The sequence below is a fragment of the Ruegeria sp. K3 genome (genome assembly GCF_056531845.1).
The window spans coordinates 126,463-143,918 of record NZ_JBQFMM010000005.1; the positions used below are offsets into that span (position 1 = coordinate 126,463).

Sequence of the window (17,456 nt, forward strand, 5' to 3'; positions counted from 1 at the left end):
CTCCTATGTTCTGAATACGCCTTGGCGCGTCAGGTCGTCGGTTGCCAGCCGGATTCCTTTTTCAAGGATGTCAAACATCTCGTTCAACTCGCCCTCCGTGATGATCAGCGGAGGGGAGAACACACACATGTTGATGATGGGCCGCAGGATCAGCCCGTTTTCCTGGCAATGGTGATCAATCATAGCGCCAACCGACTTATCTAGATCCAATAAATTGTTAGCTTCGGCGTCCGCAACGCATTCAACGCATCCAACCAGCCCCACACCGCGGGCATCGCCGACCAGTGGCAAGTCGGCCAGAGCCTGTAGGCGCTCTTCAAAAAGCGGAGTGATTGCGCGGACATGTTCCAGAATGCGGTCGCGCTCCATGATTTCAATAGTTTTCAATCCCGCTGCCGCGCTCACTGGATGGCCCGAATAGGTGAAGCCGTTTGAAAAAGTAGCGTTCCGCCCGTGGTCTCCGCTCACATCTGCAATCAGCCGATCAGAGATGATGCACGCCCCCATAGGTACGTACCCGGACGTCATGCCTTTGGCGCAAGTGATGATGTCGGGTTGAATTCCAAAGACGTCTTCAGAAGCAAACCAGTGTCCAAGCCTCCCAAATCCGGTCACGACCTCGTCTGAAATATACAGGACATCGTATTTCTGGCAGATTTCCAGACAGCGCTGATGATATCCTTGTGGAGGCACAATGACGCCACCAGAGCACAAGATCGGTTCAGCGATGAAAGCAGCGACCTTGTCTGCGCCGGTCTGTAAGATCATGTTTTCCAGATCCGCTATTTTTTCGTCCAGAAAGTCGTCAACCGTCTGATCGGAGCGACGAGTATACGGATTAACATTCGGCAGGAAGCGCGTCAGCTGACTTGCCTGGTCCAGCCAACCTTTGTCACGCTCTTTTCCGGACACCGAGGCCGCCAGATACGTCGATCCGTGATAAGCTTTCTGCCGCGATATCACGATTTTCTTTTCAGGTTTTCCCAGCAGGTTATTGCGAAATTGCACAAACCGCAGAGCGCTATCCACGGCCGTTGAACCTCCTGTTGTAAAGAACACGTGGTTCAGGTCACCCGGGGTTCTCTGGGCAATTTCATGTGCCAACCGGGCCGGAGCCGAGTTGGCATTATTGAACGGCGAAAAATACGCCATCTCTTTCGCCTGCTGCGCCATCGCGTCGGCAATCTCGGTGTTTCCATAGCCCAATTGAATGCACCACATACCAGCAGGGCCGTCTATCAGGCGCTTTCCGTCCTCTGTCACGACGTGAACGCCATGACCGCTTTCGGCAAAGGTCCGTTCGTTTTGGCCCAGATGTGCCATGCCCTCCCACGGGTGCAGAAAGTTCTCGTTGTCCCAACTGCGTATGGATTGAAAGTCGGAGTTCGATAGGGTCATAGGCCACCGTGATGTAATATATATCACAAAATGAACAAGCATTCATTCAATGTCAATCCTTGAACCTCCGCTCTGTTAAATGCGAAAAGATCAAGAAAGCGCACCCCAGCAAAGGACAAGTAAAATTACTCTCGAGCCCGATACTCCAGCAAACGCACGGGAACTCAGCAGGTTGCAGAACCGAAATCAGTTGATCCAATCGGCTGCAGACGCCATCTATAAATACGGAATTCGCGGCACAACCGCGGCAAGAATCCAAGAGTTGTCGGGATTGTCGCAAGGGATGATAAACCTACACTTTGGCTCCAAGGAAAAGCTGCTGCTTGCGGTGGCTGAGGAACTGTCAGTCCGCTACGCGGGGCAGTGGAAGGCCATTGCAATCAATCCAGAGTTAGACCCGGCAGACAAGCTAATCTCTATCATTAAGGCAGATTTCGACCCCTTGGTCCTTAATGCGCGGGACGTTTCGATCTGGTTTTCCTTTCGGGCTGAAGCGCTCTCAAACCCAAACGTTTTTCCTTTCATCGACTCGCGAGACAAAGGTTTCCGCGCGATGATCCTGGAGCTGTTGGAACAAATAAAGGACGAAGGCGAGTACGAGGACATAGACGTCAAACTTGCAACAAACGCGTTGGTTGCTTTGTTGGAAGGGCTTTGGAACGACTACCATTTGCATTCGGATATCTTCAAACCCTCGGAGGCCTTGAAGATCTGCCTGTTTGTGCTGCAGTCGATATTTCCAAAACACTTTAGCAATAGTCGATCCGCGGGTGCAGGTGACTTAAGTGACTAGGAACTAACTTCGGTCAATCACGAATCCGTCTGTGTCTCATGGTGAAATCGACGCAAGTCGTTGATCATTGCTTTGGCCAAAGAGACGCACATAAGCAGTAAAACAACACTGAACGGCAGTGCCCCGATGATCATCGAATTGGTCAATGCCTCTAATCCACCGCCGCCCGCGACCAGCAGAGTTCCAATTACAAGGGTTAGAAGAACACCCCAGAGGATACGATGAAACAGGCCCGTGTCTTCAGACCCGCCGGACATGATCGTGTTCATCACAAGGATGCCAGAGTCGGCGGATGTGACAAGGAAGGTCATGGTTAACAAAATACACATGACTCTCACTACCGCGAGCAGGTCACCCGATATCATTTCCCCCAAGGTGACGAACAGTGTTGCCGTCGTTGATGCCGCAATGATTGATCCATTGGCATCTCCATTCAGTTCCAAATCGATGGCGGCCCCGCCCAGAATGGCCATCCATGCGAAACAAACCAGGGACGGGGTAATGACCGCACCAAGTATAAATTCGCGCACAGTCCGCCCTCTTGAGATACGCGCTAAGAAAAGTCCGACAAAGGGCGAAAACGCGATCCACCATGCCCAATAAAATGTAGTCCATCCGGCCTGCCATCCAAACAACCTTCCGCTTGTACCCGCGTTATAAACTGCAGTCTTGGTCGCATCAGAAAGACCGGCTGTTTCGTTGCTCAAACCCTCAAGAAAGGTTGCTTTTGTTCCCCATGGATCAGTTGCACCCGCAAAGAGTTCGCCGACAAAGGGTGCCGCTTCTGCAGGCAATACTGAGGCAAACTCGACTTCGGAAATCGGTCGAAAAGCTTGGAAGCTCAGAGGGACAAAATTTTTGATATAGTCAACCAGCGCTGTAGCATAGGTCGTCGCCGCAAACACGAATGAGCCATAAGCAATGAATACCACCAGCAATACCAGTGAAAAGAGAAGATTAATATTTGACAAGTATTTGACACCACGCCCGACGCCAGAGACGGCAGAGAGTGTCGACATAATCATAACAACGATCAACGCCGTTATTAGGCCGGCGGTTGACGGGATCATATTGGTTACTTCTTTCTCCACAAGCCAATTCGCTCCGGTAATTAGAAACGCACCATCCACCAATTGAGAAACGCCATAACCGATCGTTACCGCTACGCCGAGTATTGTCGCAACGACTCCGAGTATATCGATCACATGGCCTGCAACACTATTTGAATATTCTCCAAGCAACGGGGTCAGTGCGGTGCGGATTGTCAGCGGCATGCCTCTGGTAGATGCGTAGTAGGCAAGGCTAAGGCCGGTGACGACGTATATTGCCCAGGCGTGAAATCCGGTGTGCAAAAAAGTATAGCGGTAGGCTCCTTCAATCGCGTCTTCGCTTTTGGGCGTGACTTCCCCGGAAATAGTCAGTGGATTGGTTTCCCAAAGGCCAAGTGGTTCAGCGGTTGCATAGACCATTAGGCCCACGCCCAGACCCGCCCCAAACATCATCGAAAACCAAGAGAAGTTAGAAAATTCCGGTTTCTCATCTTCTAAACCCAGCCTCATTCGGCCGGTTGAAGGAATGAGCGCGATAAGGAAAAGGAAAAGTACAAACAATCCAACGGAAAGATTGTAGAATGTATTGAACTCGGACAGAATTCCTGACTTCCAAGATCGCAGTGTATCATTGGCTGATAGTGGCCAAACCAGCGCCCAGAGAACGAGTAGAGAAACCGAGAGTTTGCTTACCAGCGCAATCGGAAGGCAATACCCTTTGTAAAAGCCGGTCCGCCGAGTTCTTATTTTGAGGTCTGTGAAAGGTTCTTGAAGCGCCATGTTTTTCCGGTCTTACATAAATTGACTGCTTTGCTCGCCGCGCTGCCAGTCGCTGGGGTCCAGACTATTTTATTCTCAGCCTGAATAGGAGTGTGGTAGCGGGATCGATAGCTGAGAGGAAAAGCTTTTATTCGCAAACGGCAAAACCTATGCGGTTACTGAAAATTGAATGACCTAGAATCAAAGGTTTTGTCATTTGGCATCCAAAGTCGTTCTACTGGCGATAGCCCCTTCATTTTTTTTGTTATTTCGCTGTGTGATAATCGGTGAAGGCTATTAGTGGAATGCGATTAGATTGTGAACTGACGGGGAGCAGACACGGTAGAATATGGAAGGACAACGCCTGCTGTTGTCAAAGGAAGCCGAGGAGTCGCTTCGCCACTTCTATCACCGCTTCGAGATTTTCAGGTTGTAGCGCTAGATAACCCGTACCGCCTGCCGGGATTGCCCATTTGATCGCAGTATCGACAATTAGGTTGGCCTTTTTTAGGCACCAAGCAAAGCCCGTTTTCAAAGCCATGATCAACCTCTCGATGATCATTTGCAAGCGTGATGAGACGGGATCGTGCTTTTCAACTTCTTTCCTGGGATCTTGCAACGGCTCCCCAAAAAATCACTAATTCCTTCGCAATAGGCGAATCATCGAGCATTTCTGAAGGATTGTTTCCACCACTTCCGTGTCCGTTGGCCGTGGCTCGGCGAAGAGCGGTGTCGAGGCCACCGAAGCGCTTTGCTAAATCAAAGAAGGTCCGGGTCTTTTCGATTTCTGCAGCCACGGATTCTATGCCTGCTTCCCAAATCGCATCAGCTCCGTCCAAAATTAGTATCATCCAATCTGCCAAAAAAACGGAGACACATAGGTCGCGCCGGCCTTTGCTGCTAAAAGAGCCTGTTTTGGTGAAAAACAGAGCGTGATGTTCGTTCTGATGCTATTCCTTTTGAAATGGACGCATGCTTTGAGGTTATCCGGGGTCAGCGGAAGTGCGACAACGGCATTGTCTGCAATCGATGCAAGACGCTCTCCTTCGGCGATCATTCCAGCTGTATCCAATGCCGCGATTTCTGCAGAGACCGACATATGCGTCAGAGTGCAAATTTTTGCAGTGATTTCTCATAAATCGCGGCCGGATCTCGCAATCAGACCTGGATCGGTGGTGACGCCGTCAAGAAGTCCCAAGTCTATCAGGTCTTTGATTTCGCTTACTTCTGCAGTATCCGCAAAAAACTTCATGAGTTTTCCTCATGTGTGTGAACTAATTTTGGTTGCACGTGAATTCACCCAGAGGAGCTGCATCGACGGATGGCGGGGTCCAGGGCGTAAGTTCAGAACGCGTGGTGCGTCCCGAATTCGGTGTAGTTCTGGTTTAATCTTAGGTCGGCATTTCGACTAGCGCTGATGACGAGTTCTGCATTTGGCAGATCGTTCGCTATTGCGCGTTGCAGCGCGGTTTGCGGGTCAAATCCATGGCTGATCCAGCGGTTTTGCAGCCTGTTTTCAAGCTCTTCCAAAGTTGGGCTGACAAAAACCGTTGCAGCATAGACATCCGTTAGGTTTCTCCACGGGTCGCTGTCCATCAGAAGATAGTTACCCTCAACGACGACGACCGGAGTTGCCGGGTGAACCGCAATGGCGTTGGCAATAGCGAGGTCCATTGTGCGATCGAATTTGGGATGAAAGGACTCGTGGCGCGTAAATTGAAGCTCTCTGATTGCAGCGCAAAACCCGACCCCATCGAAAGTCTCTGGCGCGCCTTTTCTCGCCAGCAATCCACGCGTTTCCAGCACGCAGTTGTCCAAATGGTAACCATCCATTGGTACAAGTGTGGCTGACGGAACCGCCGAGCTCTGTTGAGTGTTCAGCGACTGCACAACGGCTTCCGCTAAGGTCGACTTTCCGGATGCGGGGGGGCCGGCGATTGCGATAATCGTCCGGACTCCAACTTGCCGCCGGGAGGAGATCAGGTCGCAAACGCGCTGTACGTCCTGCTCGATCACGCTGCGTCCTCTTTTGGGGGTTCCTTGGCACCGGTCATGAAGGCGACTGCATCGGACATCGTGTAATCCTTGGGATCAATTGTGCAGAGCCTTTTGCCCAACCGATGCACATGAATGCGGTCGGCAACCTCAAAAACATGAGGCATGTTGTGGCTGATCAGGATGATCGGAATGCCACGCGCACGCACGTCCTGGATCAGTTCAAGCACCTTGCGGCTTTCCTTGACGCCCAAAGCAGCCGTCGGTTCGTCCATGATGATAAACTTGGTTGCAAAGGCAGCGGCACGAGCAACGGCAACACCTTGGCGTTGGCCACCAGAGAGAGTCTCAACCGCCTGATTGATCGACTGTACAGTCATCAGCCCAAGCTCGGTCAGTTTTTCACGGGCAAACTTCTCCATCGCTGGACGGTCAAGCTTACGCATGTATTTACCCATGAACCCCTGCTTGCGGATTTCGCGCCCCATGAACATGTTGTCCGCAATCGAAAGGGCAGGAGACATCGCGAGCTGCTGATAGACAATCTCAATCCCCATATTCCGCGCATCGATCGGAGAGGTGAAGTTAACCTTTTTGCCCTCGATCAGAATCTCGCCTTCATCCGGGATTGTGGCGCCGCAGATCGCCTTCACGATGGATGATTTGCCCGCGCCGTTATCTCCGATCACTGCCAGGATTTCCCCCTGGCGCAGTTCAAAGTCGGAATGGTCGATGGCGGTAACGTGGCCATAGCGCTTTACGATCCCGCGGCCTTGGACGACTGGAGTTGAGTCTGACATTAGCCCGATACCTTTCTAATCCACTGGTCGACGGCAACTGCAGCGATAATGAGAAGTCCGATAAGTAAGAAGGTCCATTGTGCGTCTGCGCCCAGAAGCCTAAGCCCCAAAGTGAACACGCCAACAATCAGCGCGCCAAACAGCGATCCCAGGATGGATCCCCGCCCGCCAAACAAAGAGATGCCCCCGATCACAACCGCGGTGATGCTTTCGATATTGGCTAATTGACCGGATGTAGGTGAAACCGACCCGATGCGCCCGATCAAGGCCCAGCCCGCAAAGGCACAGATCAAACCGGATAACATATAAACTGACATCAGCGTTCTGTGCACGTTCACACCGGATAGTTCAGCCGCCTCAGGGTCATCCCCCACTGCATAGACATGCCGGCCCCAGGCCGTGTGTTTGAGCGCGTAAGCCAACACGAAAATCAGTACGAGCATGAATATCACGCCGACCGTAAAGGTCGCGCCACCGATGCTGAATTTGGTGCCAAAGAATTGCAGGAACGGGGCGTTGGCCTCGATATCCTGGCTGCGAATTGTTTCGTTTGCGGAATACAGGAAGTTTGTCGCCAGAACGATCTGCCACATGCCGAGCGTGACAATAAAGGGCGGCAGCTTTACGCGACTGACCAGCCAGCCATTAAGAGCCCCGATCAGCGTTCCCATTGCCAGCCCGCACATCACAGCAATGGGCACGGGGATACCGTAGCGGAAGGTGAACTGACCCATGATGACGGATGAAAACACCATGATCGCACCGACGCTCAAGTCGATGCCGGCGGTCAGAATGACAAGGCTTTGCGCTGCGGCCACGATGCCCACGATCTGAACCTGCTGCAGGATCAGCGTCATCGCAAAGGGTGAGAAGAATTTGGACCCCAGCAGCAGGCCGAAAATTACGATGGCGCCGACCAGAACGATCAACGGCACAAAGGAAGGGTTGACATGGAGAAGATGCTGCAACTTCCCCAGAACACCACGCCGGTGATCTTCAAATTCCGCTACGGTTTCTGACGCGTTGGCGGCGGTTTCGAATTCCTGGGCGTTTTGGTTTGCTTCAGACATCTCTCCCCCTTTTCGTGGCTGGCATCGCGTCCACGAAATCAGTTTACAGGAAGTTTAGGTTTGCTGGTGAAAGGATTGATGAGGCGCTGCGGCGCGCCTCACCTTGTAGGGCTGCCTTTAGCCCCAGCAGAGATCCAGGCCTTCTGCGACAGATAGCGACTCGACCCCATCAACCGGCTGGTCGGTGATGAGTGCCACACCCGTGTCATAGAAGTCTTTGCCGGGTGTGTTTTCGGGCTTCACGCCCTCTTCGGCCCATTTTTTCACGGCCTCAACCCCAAGCGAGGCCATCAATAGCGGGTATTGTTGGCTTGTCGCCCCGATCACACCGGCTTCGACGTTTTGGACGCCGGGGCACCCCCCGTCAACCGAAACGATCAGTACGTCGTTTTCACGCCCGATGGATTTCAGCGCCTCATATGCGCCCGCAGCAGCCGGTTCGTTGATCGTGTGAACAACGTTGATGGATGAATCCTTGGCCAGAAGATTTTCCATCGCGCGGCGCCCGCCTTCTTCATTACCGTCGGTCACGTCACTGCCAACCAGCCGCGCATCGGTTTCGTCACCGATGACATTTGGGTCCGCCAGGTCCACGCCGAACCCGTCGAGGAAACCCTGATTGCGCAGAACGTCCACTGTCGGCTGACTGACGTTCAGATCCAGCGTCGCGATCTTGGCATCGGCTGCGGCGTCGCCCATTTTGGCCTTAGCCCATTGACCGATCAGCAGACCGGCCTTGTAGTTGTCCGTCGCGAATGTCGCGTCCGCCGAGTCAATCGGGCTCAGCGGCGTATCCAGCGCAATGACCAGAACGCCTGCATCTCGCGCCTGTTTAACCGCAGGAACGATCGAGCTGGTGTCGGATGCCGTCAGCAGAATGCCTTTTGCGCCATCGAGAATACATGTCTCGATAGCCTGAACCTGAGTTTCATGGTCGCCATCGACCTTGCCGGCAAACGCCTTGAGCGTCATGCCCAGCTCTTCTGCCTTGGCGGTTGCGCCTTCCTTCATCTTAACGAAAAAGGGGTTGGTGTCGGTCTTGGTAATCAGGCAGACGGTTTCACCAGCCGCTTGCGCGGATGCAGCGGCCAAAGTCAGCGCAGTCGCGGATGCGGCGAGCTTGAGTAGATTTCTCATGTTGTCCTCCCAGAAAACTGTTGTGGCCCCGCGCGGAATAGCGACAAGGCGGGCCTCCATCCTCCAATGAAGGTCCCGTTCAAGAAACCGTGATTCTAGCCTCTGTGTCAATAAATAAATAAAGTTTATTTATTAATTTGCCCACGTATCTTTTCATAAGAAAACAAGGTGTTTATGTTTAAGGTTATGGAAAGAGAGGCGTTGAAAATACTAACCGGCGGGGTAAGCCAAAGCGGTGTTCGTGATCATAACGAACGCCTCATTCTGACGGTTTTACAACGGCATGGACCTGCTGCCGGGGCGGACGTCGCGCGGCTGACGGGCCTGTCACCCCAGACCGTGTCGATCATTCTGCGTAAGCTCGAAAAGGACGAGATTCTCAAACGTGGGACGCCGTTGAAGGGCAAAGTTGGGAAACCTTCGATCCCCATGGAGCTCAATCCCGAAGGCATTCTGTCGGTGGGAATGAAGATCGGTCGCCGCAGCGCCGATCTTCTTTTGATCGACTTCACCGGTAAGCCACGCCAACAGCTCTCGACGACTTATGACTACCCGCTACCCGAAGCAGTGTTCGGGTTTCTGGAGGTAGGATTGGAAGAGCTTCTGGCCAATGAACCCCAGAAACTTCGGGACCGTGTATGCGGGATTGGAATCGGAACACCGTTCGAGCTGTGGAAGTGGCACGACCTTTCTGGGCTTGCGGCTCAGAAATTCAGGTCCTGGAGAAACGTGAACTTCTTTTCCGAGGTGGCCAAGTTCAGCGAACTGCCGGTCTTTGTGGTCAATGATGCTACTGCCGCGTGTCACGCGGAGCACCTCTATGGCCGCGGGGCTGAGTATCGAGACTATTTTTATTTCTTCATAGGCTCAATGATTGGCGGAGGCGTTGCATTGAATGGCACCGTATTTGAGGGCAACCAAGGCAATGCCGGTGCCTTGGGTGCCATGCGAACGACGGGTCCTTTGGGTGAAAGCCAGCAACTGATTGACACTGCATCGCTGTTCCTGCTCGAGGACAGGTTGATAGAAGCGGGTGTTGATCCGGGAATTTTGTGGAAAAAGCCGCAGGACTGGAGCAGCATTTCGCGCTATGTCGAACCATGGATCGGTACCACCGCGCAGGAACTGGCCAAAGCTGCGCTGTCTATTTGCGCGGTCATCGACTTTGAGGCAATTTTTATCGACGGCGCATTCCCATCTGAAATACGGGAGGAGTTGGTCTCACGGGTTCGTCGTTACCTAGTCAACCAAGATAAACGCGGTTTGATTCCTCCGGCTGTAGAAGCTGCGGCTATTGGGGAAAACGCCCGCGGGATTGGGGCGGCAAGCAGCCCGATTTTCCGCCAGTTTCTATTGAACACTAATGCTGGGCTTTCTGGGATGTAGTCGAAATTCATAGGGGTCAAATTTCCCAAGTAGAAAGGAACCGCGTAATGTCAATCTTCTCAAAACTCTTTGGTGGCGGTGAAAAGTCGGAGCTGCAACCGGTCTCGTACAAAGGGTTCGACATCTTCCCCGTTTTGATTGCCGAGGGCGGAAAGTATCGCCTGTCGGCCCGTATCGAAAAAATCATCAACGGAGATCGTAAGACCTATGCGCTGATCCGGGCGGATGTCTTCGAAAGCCGGGATCAGGCCGAGAGCTTTAGCATCACCAAGGCGAAACAGGTGATTGACGAGCAAGGCGAGTGTATTTTCGGTTAAGGGAACTGTTGGCTATCATCCCTTTCCACGAGCGCTACGGCGTCAACGTCAAATCTCTCGGCCTTGCCCTCCATAATGCTGCGAGACATGTTTCCTCCCCAACTCTTGTCCAGACACCAAAGGCCAAACTACGAAACAAGAAGGTCCCGCAGGTGTTTTCTATGCAAAAAAAAGTGCACCTAAAAAAGTGCACCTACCGCTACTGGCAAATTGGCAGTTCTAGCGGCGGCTGCTTGGGCAGGGCCGCCCGCCATTGATTGATGATCGGTTGCAAAGTTCTTTTCGGCCAAAACTTGGGTGCGTCAATCGCCTTCAGACATGCTGCGTTCCAGTAGACGCCCGCGCGCGAAAGCGATTTTCCTTGCTCCACCGCTTTGGCAACCGCGTTAATGTCTTTTGATTCCGGGTAGATATAGAGCGTGGTCGGGTTTCCTTCGACAAGCTCCAAAATCTCTTTTGAAGCGGATTGCGACCAGGTTGTGCAGCCGTTGCTGCGCCCACCGACGTAGTTCACGAGCTTGCCGTAGGGGACATACAGACTTCTGATCGCAGGTGGGTTTAACCCCTTTGGAATAGACCGCAATTGCGATGTTTGCCGCTTTTAAACCGAACCATTCTATAGGCCGGGCTTGCTTGCCTTGCCTGTTTTGACGGTGCCCTTTCCATATGTACTTGTTTCATGGCGCGCAAAAAAGTGAACTCAATCTCTTTTCCTTTGCGTAAGCAAAGCGCACCATTGAAAGAAGAATGTCAAAAGACGGCGGAGTGCAGGAGTTACATCGCTATATGGTACGCGAGATAAATTGCCGCAGGTCGGCTTCGAGCCTGAAGCTGATCTCCTTAAGCACAAAGCTACCAACCTTGCTACAACACGTTTCTGTCTTCGTCTAATTGCCGCCTTGCACCTGGTATTGTAGTCTGCGGACTTTCCCTGGAGGCATGTTAAAAACCCGTTTGAATGCTTTGTTAAAAGAAGGTTCAGATAGGTACCCTATCTCAGCCACGATTTGCGAGATTGGTTGATCGGTAGCAATTAATCGTTCCCGCGCCAGATGCATTCGCCAAGTTGCGAGGTATTGTATTGCCGGCACACCGACGAGCTCGGTAAACCGTGCGGAAAATGCCGATCTGGACATACCTGCAACCTGTGCAAGAGACTCGACTGTCCAGTTTGCTGCGGGTGCGCGATGAATGGAAACAATGGTGCGGCCAATCTGTTGGTCTCTGGCGGCTTTCAGCCAACCTCGATTGGCGTCGGGCGCACTGTTCAACCATCGGCGAATAGCCTCGATGACAACCACATCGGCCAAGCGTGTAATCACTGTTTCACCGCCCGGTCGTAATTCACGCGCCTCTCTTGCAATGAATTGCAAAGTTGCTTGTAGCCAGCTCCCTGCATCCTCTTCCCACGGATCGATTTTCAGCACGTCGGGAAGCAAGGCCATCAACATGCCGCTGGCCGCGTGATCTATCCTGACGAGCCCGTACATGATTCCGGTCTCGGCTCCACCGCCGCCGTGCTCTAGTGTTTCGTAGAGCTCGGTCACCTTGCGTATGGGCAGTTCTTCCAGTTTCAAAAGTGGGGTGTCTTTTGAGCTGGAGAACCCAACTGGCGCGCCATTTGTCATCAGAACCAAGTCGCCTTTCTCGACTTCAAACGGCACATCTTCTCCGACCCTCATAAAGCAACGCCCGTGCGTAATGACCGCAAAGCTCAGTATTTCGGGGAAACCCGGTATAGAAACGCCCCAAGGCGCAGACATGCGCGACTGGCAATAGAATGTACCCGTCAGTTTCAGAAGATGAAGAATTTCCCCGAGCGGATCACCGATTGGCTGCGCCATTGCATGGGGGTCGGGAATATGGGGGTTGATCTGGCTCACTGCACCAGACTGTTCGATATTTCCCCAATTGTCCACAATTTTTGGATGAATGGATAAAAAGTCAGGACAATGCAGACTTCTTCGTCCTTCGTGCTTACCTATTTTGGGGTCATCGACTGATTTTACGGAGATGACCGATGACACAGCAAACCATTCTGGTACTTGGCGCAACAGGTAAAACCGGATCACGTATCGTGACGCGCCTTGAAGACAGGGGCCATGCAGTTCGGCGTGGATCGCGGAATAGCAAAACCCCATTTGATTGGGAAAAACCGCAGACATGGCCCGCAATCCTGGACGGTGTTTCTGCCGCCTATATTTCCTATTTTCCTGACATCGCCTTTCCGGGCGCGGTCGAGCAAGTTGCGGCCTTTTCGGCATTGGCTCGAGAAAAAGGACTGCAGCGACTTGTGCTGTTAACAGGTCGCGGAGAATTTCATGCCGAACGTGCCGAAGGGGTTGTTCGGAACTCCGGTGTGCCCTTTACGATCGTCCGTGCGGCGTGGTTTGCGCAAAACTACTCTGAAGGTGCATTGCTGGAGCCGGTAATGGCCGGTGTGTTGCCCATGCCCGCAGGTGACGTGCGTGAACCGATTATCGACGTGGACGACATTGCCGACGTTGCCGTCGCCGCCTTGACCGAGGAAGGACACACTGGCGAGCTGTATGAAGTTACAGGGCCGCGTCTCATGACATTTGCCGAAATGGCTGCCGAACTTTCACGCGCAATGGGCAGAACCGTGCAATATGTGCCGATTTCGTTTGAAGACTTCCATGCGGAAATCATCAACGCGAGCGGAGAGATGATTGCTGACGTGATTACTGACATAGCGAGGGAAACACTTGATGGTCGCAATGCGAACACTGCGGACGGTGTTCAACGTGCCTTGGGGAGAGCTCCGCGCGATTTCTCTGATTTTGCTGATGAAGCCGCAAAGTCTGGCGCTTGGACACAAGCTGCATGAGTCGGTCTGACGACAAAGGAACACAATCATGACGTTTGACGTAAAACGCAGGCTTGTCTTGGGGTTGGCGGGTCTTGTTGCAGCCACCCTGGGGCTGATCATCACGCTGGCCCCACTGGCCTTTTACTCCAGCTACGGCATTGATATTTCGCCGCAGCCGAACTTGATGAGCGAATTGCGCGCACCTGCTGCCAATCTGGCTGCACTTGGCCTGATCATCCTGTCGGGAGCGCTATACCAAAAGATGGCCCAGACATCAGCTTGGCTTGGAGCCGCCGTGTTCTTCGCCTTTGCCGCGGGGCGCGTGGTCAGCATTATGCTTGATGGACGACCATCGGACAGCATCCTTTCTGCTCTTGGGATAGAGATGGTACTTGGACTGATGTGTTTGTGGGCCGCGAGCAAAGGGCGGCTAACGAAAGCTGGCATGCACCTCATGTCGTCGCGTAAACTTCGGATTTGAGACACAGTGAAAGCTGCCTGAGTGCATTTGGCCATTCACCGATACAGAGTGGGTGGCCAAAATATCTGAGTGACTCCGCGAAATACTGAATGGCTGGCGCTACCGATTGTGAGTTATGACATTAAAACCTTCTTCGGGTGATGGTGCCTCGAAATACCTCGCTAAACGCCAATATTGAGCTTCCGTTGCTGCAAAGGCATGCGCACCTTCACTGTTGCGCTTGTGCAGCCGGCGCAGACAAACCTCATCCGGCAAGTCTAAAAAGTGAAGCTGGTGCGTCGCCGCAGTTTCTTCCAGCAGCTTGCGCATCCAGGCTCTGTTTTCAATTGTGTTCGCCGGAAAGTCGAGAATGACAGAAACCCCGGCCATCAGCAACGATGCGATGTGCCGCTCCATGACCGGCCGCAATTTCAAAGCGCAATTTACATAATCCTGCAGGGAGTTCATCTGGTCGCCGAATAGGACGCTAAGCCATTCATCTTCTGAAATGAGCACCGCCCCGCCGCTATTCGCAAGTCTCGCCGCCAGACCTGATTTTCCTGAGGCGACTTTACCACAAAGCAAGTGAAGCGTTGGTTGGACCTGTGACATAGGGTGAACTCCCGGACTACCTAATGGCCCCTGTGCTCAGTTGATCTGCAAGTTGATCAAACACCAACCTGATCCTTCGCGCAGTATGTAATTCCGAGTGCGTCGCCAGCCAAATCGGGAACTTAAACGGCTCTCGGTCGGGTAGCACGCGCTCCACACCTGGTGTCAAGGCAGCCACGTCATCCGACATTACACTGATGCCAAACCCTTGGCGCACCAGCTCCCAGGATACAATTCCGCTTTGCGAGCCAATCCGGAAACTCTTTCGAGTGACCTTAATGCCCGCCGGATCGAGAAAGCCGATCATCGTGTCAATGTCACCAAACCCCACGAAATCCAACTTCGCGAGCTCGTTTTCATTTTTCGGCCTTCCCAACTGATCAAGGTACGCAGGTGCTGCGTAAAAATGTGCCGTCGCCTCGGCGACAAGCTTTGCGGTCAGATCTGGTTGCGTCGGGCGTACATGTCGGATGGCGATATCAGCCTCACGTCTCTGTATGTCTCGTAAGTCATTGGCAGCTACGACGTCGATCTCAAGACGCGGTGCTGCAAGTCGGATCTTTTTCAGTATAGGCGGCAGCTGATAGGCAGACATCACATCTGACGCGGTGATCCTGACTTGCCCTTCGACAGTTTGCGACTGGCTTGTAGCAGTAAGGGAGATCCTGTGCGCGACATCCGCCATTTCTCTGACATGCAACAAAAGCTCGGCGCCAGCGGTCGTTAAACTAAGCGATTTACCAACTCTTTCGAACAGGGTGATCCCAAGCGCCAATTCCAGCGCCGCAACCTGACGACCGACAGTAGGTTGAGTTTGCTCGAGAACGCGCGCCGCTGCGGAAAACGAGCCTTCCTCAGCTGTCGCAAGAAAGGTCCGTACCTGATTCCAGTCGAAATTGATGGCATTCCAGTTCATGCATTTATGCATAACACTTCTACGAATTATGGCAATTTAATAAATGTGCGTATGGATGTATGGGATGCGACAACAAACTTGAAAGAGAGTAATAAAATGGCTGCTTTGTCCAAAGATGCCGCGTTCTGGAGCAGAATCTCGCGAAAGTATGCGGCGGACCCAATCCGGAACATGGAAGGGTATCTGAACACACTCGAACGTACGAAGTCGCACCTAAAAGCAGAAGACAGTGTACTGGAAATCGGTTGCGGGACGGGTTCAACCGCGCTGTTGCTTGCACCGCATGTCAACCATATCACAGCCTCGGATCTCGCTCCGGGCATGATCGAGATTGCCAACGAGAACCGTGCTAAAGAAGGATTGGAGAATGTCACTTTCAAGGTGGCCGAAGTTCTCGAGCACGATCCTGTTGAAGGTGGTTACGATGCGGTTCTGGCGCATAACCTGCTTCATCTCCTGCCTGATTTGGATCAAGCGCTAGAGCATATTGCCAAATTGACAAAATCCGGTGGTGTTTTCATATCCAAAACGGTGTGCGCGCCTGAGAATGGTGGGTTCAAGTATGCGATGATCAGTCGTGTCGCGATACCTATCATGCAGTTTTTTGGGAAAGCCCCATTTGTGAATTTCGTGTCTATGTCGATGCTTGATAGGAAAATTGAGCGCGCAGGCTTCAATATCCTGTATACTTCCGATCAAGCCTCGATGTTCCAGAGCCGTTATATTGTTGCGCAAAAAAACTTGAAGCAACCCTTCTCGCATCTTCGTTGCTAGGGGGATCTCTACGTCGTAAAGTCTACCACCTGTCAGACTCGAATGTACGAATGTATTTAGAGTTTGTTTCCAATTCACAAAAGCTACTTTGAGTGGCAGATTTATCCGCACAACCGACCATGGGAAGCGCTTTGATCTCGCTCGCGCAGCGAATGGCGGTTTCGGTGGAGCTGCACCGCAGCACTATCTGGCAAGATGAACGGCCGCCATTGGCCGAACCAAGAGTTTTCTAGCCCTTTTAGAATGCCCTTGAGGCGTATACGAAAAACATAAGGTGGTTGTGATGATTTTTTGAGTTTTCTCGGTCGGCCTGAATAATCAACGATCAGCTTTTCGCTCTCAAGCAGACGTAGCGCTGGTTCCCAGCGGATATTAGATGCTCAGGCTACTCTGATGACTACTTGGGTCTCGTCAACTTAATCCTGTTGAACGGTGGTCAGCTCATGGAACCCTCGGGCCTCTTGGTCATCGAGGCACCACTGGTGTTCCCGATTGCGATCGAGCTGGGTATCGATCCAATCCATCTGGGCGTCATCATGCTGGTCAAAATGGAGATCGGGATAATCACGCCTCCGATCGGGTTGAATCTCTTTTTTACCTCGGGCGTTGCCGGAATGCCGATGATGAGCGTAGTCAAAGCAGCCCTTCCGTTCCCGGCCATGCTGTTCGCCGTACTGATCATCGTTACCTATATTCCGTTCCTGTCTACATTCCTGCCCAATACGTTCATGGCACCGGAAATCATAACCCTGTGAAGCGGGATGCGGTGGTGGCATGTATCGTCGGCGTATTTTATTAGGAAAGTAGGATTTGTGTGACGATTGTGGTGATCCAGCGGTGCGACAATGCCAGAATTCTCGTTTAACAGAACGGCCATCACTCAACCTTAGATCGCTTCGCACAACACCGTTTCAGCGACGTTTGGTTTGCTATGGCGCTGCCAGTCATACTATGGTTGCGAATACTTGCCATTTGATGGGCTGGTTACTGATAGCTGGTATACGCAACAAGCGGGTCAAGGAAAGCGTTTTGCTTATGAATTTTGTCTATAATATGGTGGTGAATTTCTTTTTCAGTCAGCCAGTAATCAAAACCAAAATATTAAATCCAGACAAATGCGAAAATGACGTTCGTGTGTTCGGCTTCTCCATACGGCTTTG

Annotated in this window: 19 protein-coding genes and 1 pseudogene; 7 read left to right on the forward strand and 13 right to left on the reverse strand. The window is 52.4% G+C overall.

Annotated elements, in window-relative coordinates:
• Nucleotides 1-3: 3 nt before the first annotated feature.
• Nucleotides 4-1,398 carry an aminotransferase gene (locus ACR0MP_RS10955; RefSeq protein ID WP_480886772.1) on the reverse strand — a complete coding sequence of 465 codons (1,395 nt, stop codon included), beginning with the start codon at nucleotides 1,396-1,398 and terminating at the stop codon, nucleotides 4-6.
• A 190-nt stretch (nucleotides 1,399-1,588) separates the two neighbouring features.
• Here ACR0MP_RS10955 and ACR0MP_RS10960 point away from each other — a divergent pair, with 190 nt between their 5' ends.
• Nucleotides 1,589-2,191, forward strand: coding sequence for a TetR family transcriptional regulator C-terminal domain-containing protein (locus tag ACR0MP_RS10960; RefSeq protein ID WP_480886901.1), 603 nt, complete (start codon nucleotides 1,589-1,591; stop codon nucleotides 2,189-2,191).
• A gap of 17 nt (nucleotides 2,192-2,208) precedes the next feature.
• Here ACR0MP_RS10960 and ACR0MP_RS10965 read toward each other — a convergent pair whose 3' ends face one another.
• From ACR0MP_RS10965 to ACR0MP_RS11000, 8 genes are all read right to left on the reverse strand, one after another.
• Nucleotides 2,209-4,020, reverse strand: coding sequence for a BCCT family transporter (locus tag ACR0MP_RS10965; RefSeq protein WP_480886773.1), 1,812 nt, complete (start codon nucleotides 4,018-4,020; stop codon nucleotides 2,209-2,211).
• 352 nt (nucleotides 4,021-4,372) lie between these two features.
• Nucleotides 4,373-4,540: a hypothetical protein gene (locus ACR0MP_RS10970; RefSeq protein WP_170402615.1), complete on the reverse strand. Its 168-nt coding sequence runs from the start codon at nucleotides 4,538-4,540 to the stop codon at nucleotides 4,373-4,375.
• A 52-nt stretch (nucleotides 4,541-4,592) separates the two neighbouring features.
• Entirely contained in the window at nucleotides 4,593-4,838 is a 246-nt protein-coding gene (locus tag ACR0MP_RS10975) for a hypothetical protein (protein WP_170402612.1), read from the reverse strand.
• Between the two features lie 8 nt (nucleotides 4,839-4,846).
• Complete coding sequence (locus ACR0MP_RS10980; protein WP_480761543.1) at nucleotides 4,847-5,098, reverse strand: transaldolase family protein; 252 nt, start codon at nucleotides 5,096-5,098, stop codon at nucleotides 4,847-4,849.
• Nucleotides 5,099-5,343: 245 nt separating this feature from the next.
• Complete coding sequence (locus tag ACR0MP_RS10985; protein WP_480886776.1) at nucleotides 5,344-6,015, reverse strand: nucleoside/nucleotide kinase family protein; 672 nt, start codon at nucleotides 6,013-6,015, stop codon at nucleotides 5,344-5,346.
• Nucleotides 6,012-6,794: an ATP-binding cassette domain-containing protein gene (locus ACR0MP_RS10990; protein ID WP_170402609.1), complete on the reverse strand. Its 783-nt coding sequence runs from the start codon at nucleotides 6,792-6,794 to the stop codon at nucleotides 6,012-6,014. Before ACR0MP_RS10990 ends, ACR0MP_RS10985 begins: the two co-directional genes overlap by 4 nt.
• Nucleotides 6,794-7,864, reverse strand: a complete 1,071-nt coding sequence (locus ACR0MP_RS10995; RefSeq protein WP_170392953.1) for an ABC transporter permease — start codon at nucleotides 7,862-7,864, stop codon at nucleotides 6,794-6,796. The genes ACR0MP_RS10990 and ACR0MP_RS10995 overlap by 1 nt, the downstream gene beginning before the upstream one ends.
• Before the next feature lie 117 nt (nucleotides 7,865-7,981).
• A complete protein-coding gene (locus ACR0MP_RS11000) occupies nucleotides 7,982-9,001 on the reverse strand; it encodes a sugar ABC transporter substrate-binding protein (protein ID WP_170392952.1) in 1,020 nt (339 codons plus the stop codon).
• 186 nt (nucleotides 9,002-9,187) lie between these two features.
• Here ACR0MP_RS11000 and ACR0MP_RS11005 point away from each other — a divergent pair, with 186 nt between their 5' ends.
• Together ACR0MP_RS11005 and ACR0MP_RS11010 are read left to right on the forward strand one after the other, a co-directional pair.
• Entirely contained in the window at nucleotides 9,188-10,387 is a 1,200-nt protein-coding gene (locus ACR0MP_RS11005) for an ROK family transcriptional regulator (protein ID WP_480886903.1), read from the forward strand.
• A gap of 47 nt (nucleotides 10,388-10,434) precedes the next feature.
• Entirely contained in the window at nucleotides 10,435-10,704 is a 270-nt protein-coding gene (locus tag ACR0MP_RS11010; RefSeq protein WP_170402606.1) for an HlyU family transcriptional regulator, read from the forward strand.
• A gap of 199 nt (nucleotides 10,705-10,903) precedes the next feature.
• Here the strand turns inward: ACR0MP_RS11010 and ACR0MP_RS11015 are convergent, their stop codons facing one another.
• Nucleotides 10,904-11,152 carry a hypothetical protein gene (locus ACR0MP_RS11015; protein ID WP_480886777.1) on the reverse strand — a complete coding sequence of 83 codons (249 nt, stop codon included), beginning with the start codon at nucleotides 11,150-11,152 and terminating at the stop codon, nucleotides 10,904-10,906.
• A 439-nt stretch (nucleotides 11,153-11,591) separates the two neighbouring features.
• Nucleotides 11,592-12,731, reverse strand: coding sequence for an AraC family transcriptional regulator (locus tag ACR0MP_RS11020; RefSeq protein ID WP_480886779.1), 1,140 nt, complete (start codon nucleotides 12,729-12,731; stop codon nucleotides 11,592-11,594).
• Here ACR0MP_RS11020 and ACR0MP_RS11025 point away from each other — a divergent pair.
• Both ACR0MP_RS11025 and ACR0MP_RS11030 read left to right on the forward strand, forming a co-directional pair.
• Complete coding sequence (locus tag ACR0MP_RS11025; protein ID WP_170402603.1) at nucleotides 12,725-13,552, forward strand: NmrA family NAD(P)-binding protein; 828 nt, start codon at nucleotides 12,725-12,727, stop codon at nucleotides 13,550-13,552. The two genes, ACR0MP_RS11020 and ACR0MP_RS11025, sit on opposite strands and share 7 nt — an antisense overlap.
• A 28-nt stretch (nucleotides 13,553-13,580) precedes the next feature.
• The gene (locus tag ACR0MP_RS11030; protein WP_170402600.1) at nucleotides 13,581-14,015 is read left to right on the forward strand and encodes a DUF4345 domain-containing protein; all 435 of its coding nucleotides are present in this window, start codon (nucleotides 13,581-13,583) and stop codon (nucleotides 14,013-14,015) included.
• 99 nt (nucleotides 14,016-14,114) lie between these two features.
• Here the strand turns inward: ACR0MP_RS11030 and ACR0MP_RS11035 are convergent, their stop codons facing one another.
• Both ACR0MP_RS11035 and ACR0MP_RS11040 read right to left on the reverse strand, forming a co-directional pair.
• Nucleotides 14,115-14,606: an ATP-binding protein gene (locus ACR0MP_RS11035; RefSeq protein WP_170402597.1), complete on the reverse strand. Its 492-nt coding sequence runs from the start codon at nucleotides 14,604-14,606 to the stop codon at nucleotides 14,115-14,117.
• 16 nt (nucleotides 14,607-14,622) lie between these two features.
• Nucleotides 14,623-15,522: a LysR family transcriptional regulator gene (locus ACR0MP_RS11040; protein ID WP_223117795.1), complete on the reverse strand. Its 900-nt coding sequence runs from the start codon at nucleotides 15,520-15,522 to the stop codon at nucleotides 14,623-14,625.
• A gap of 96 nt (nucleotides 15,523-15,618) precedes the next feature.
• Here ACR0MP_RS11040 and ACR0MP_RS11045 point away from each other — a divergent pair, with 96 nt between their 5' ends.
• The gene (locus ACR0MP_RS11045; RefSeq protein WP_480893749.1) at nucleotides 15,619-16,296 is read left to right on the forward strand and encodes a class I SAM-dependent methyltransferase; all 678 of its coding nucleotides are present in this window, start codon (nucleotides 15,619-15,621) and stop codon (nucleotides 16,294-16,296) included.
• A gap of 398 nt (nucleotides 16,297-16,694) precedes the next feature.
• Nucleotides 16,695-17,051 (forward strand): annotated as a pseudogene (locus tag ACR0MP_RS11050) (TRAP transporter large permease subunit); the annotation flags it as partial.
• Nucleotides 17,052-17,456: the final 405 nt, after the last annotated feature.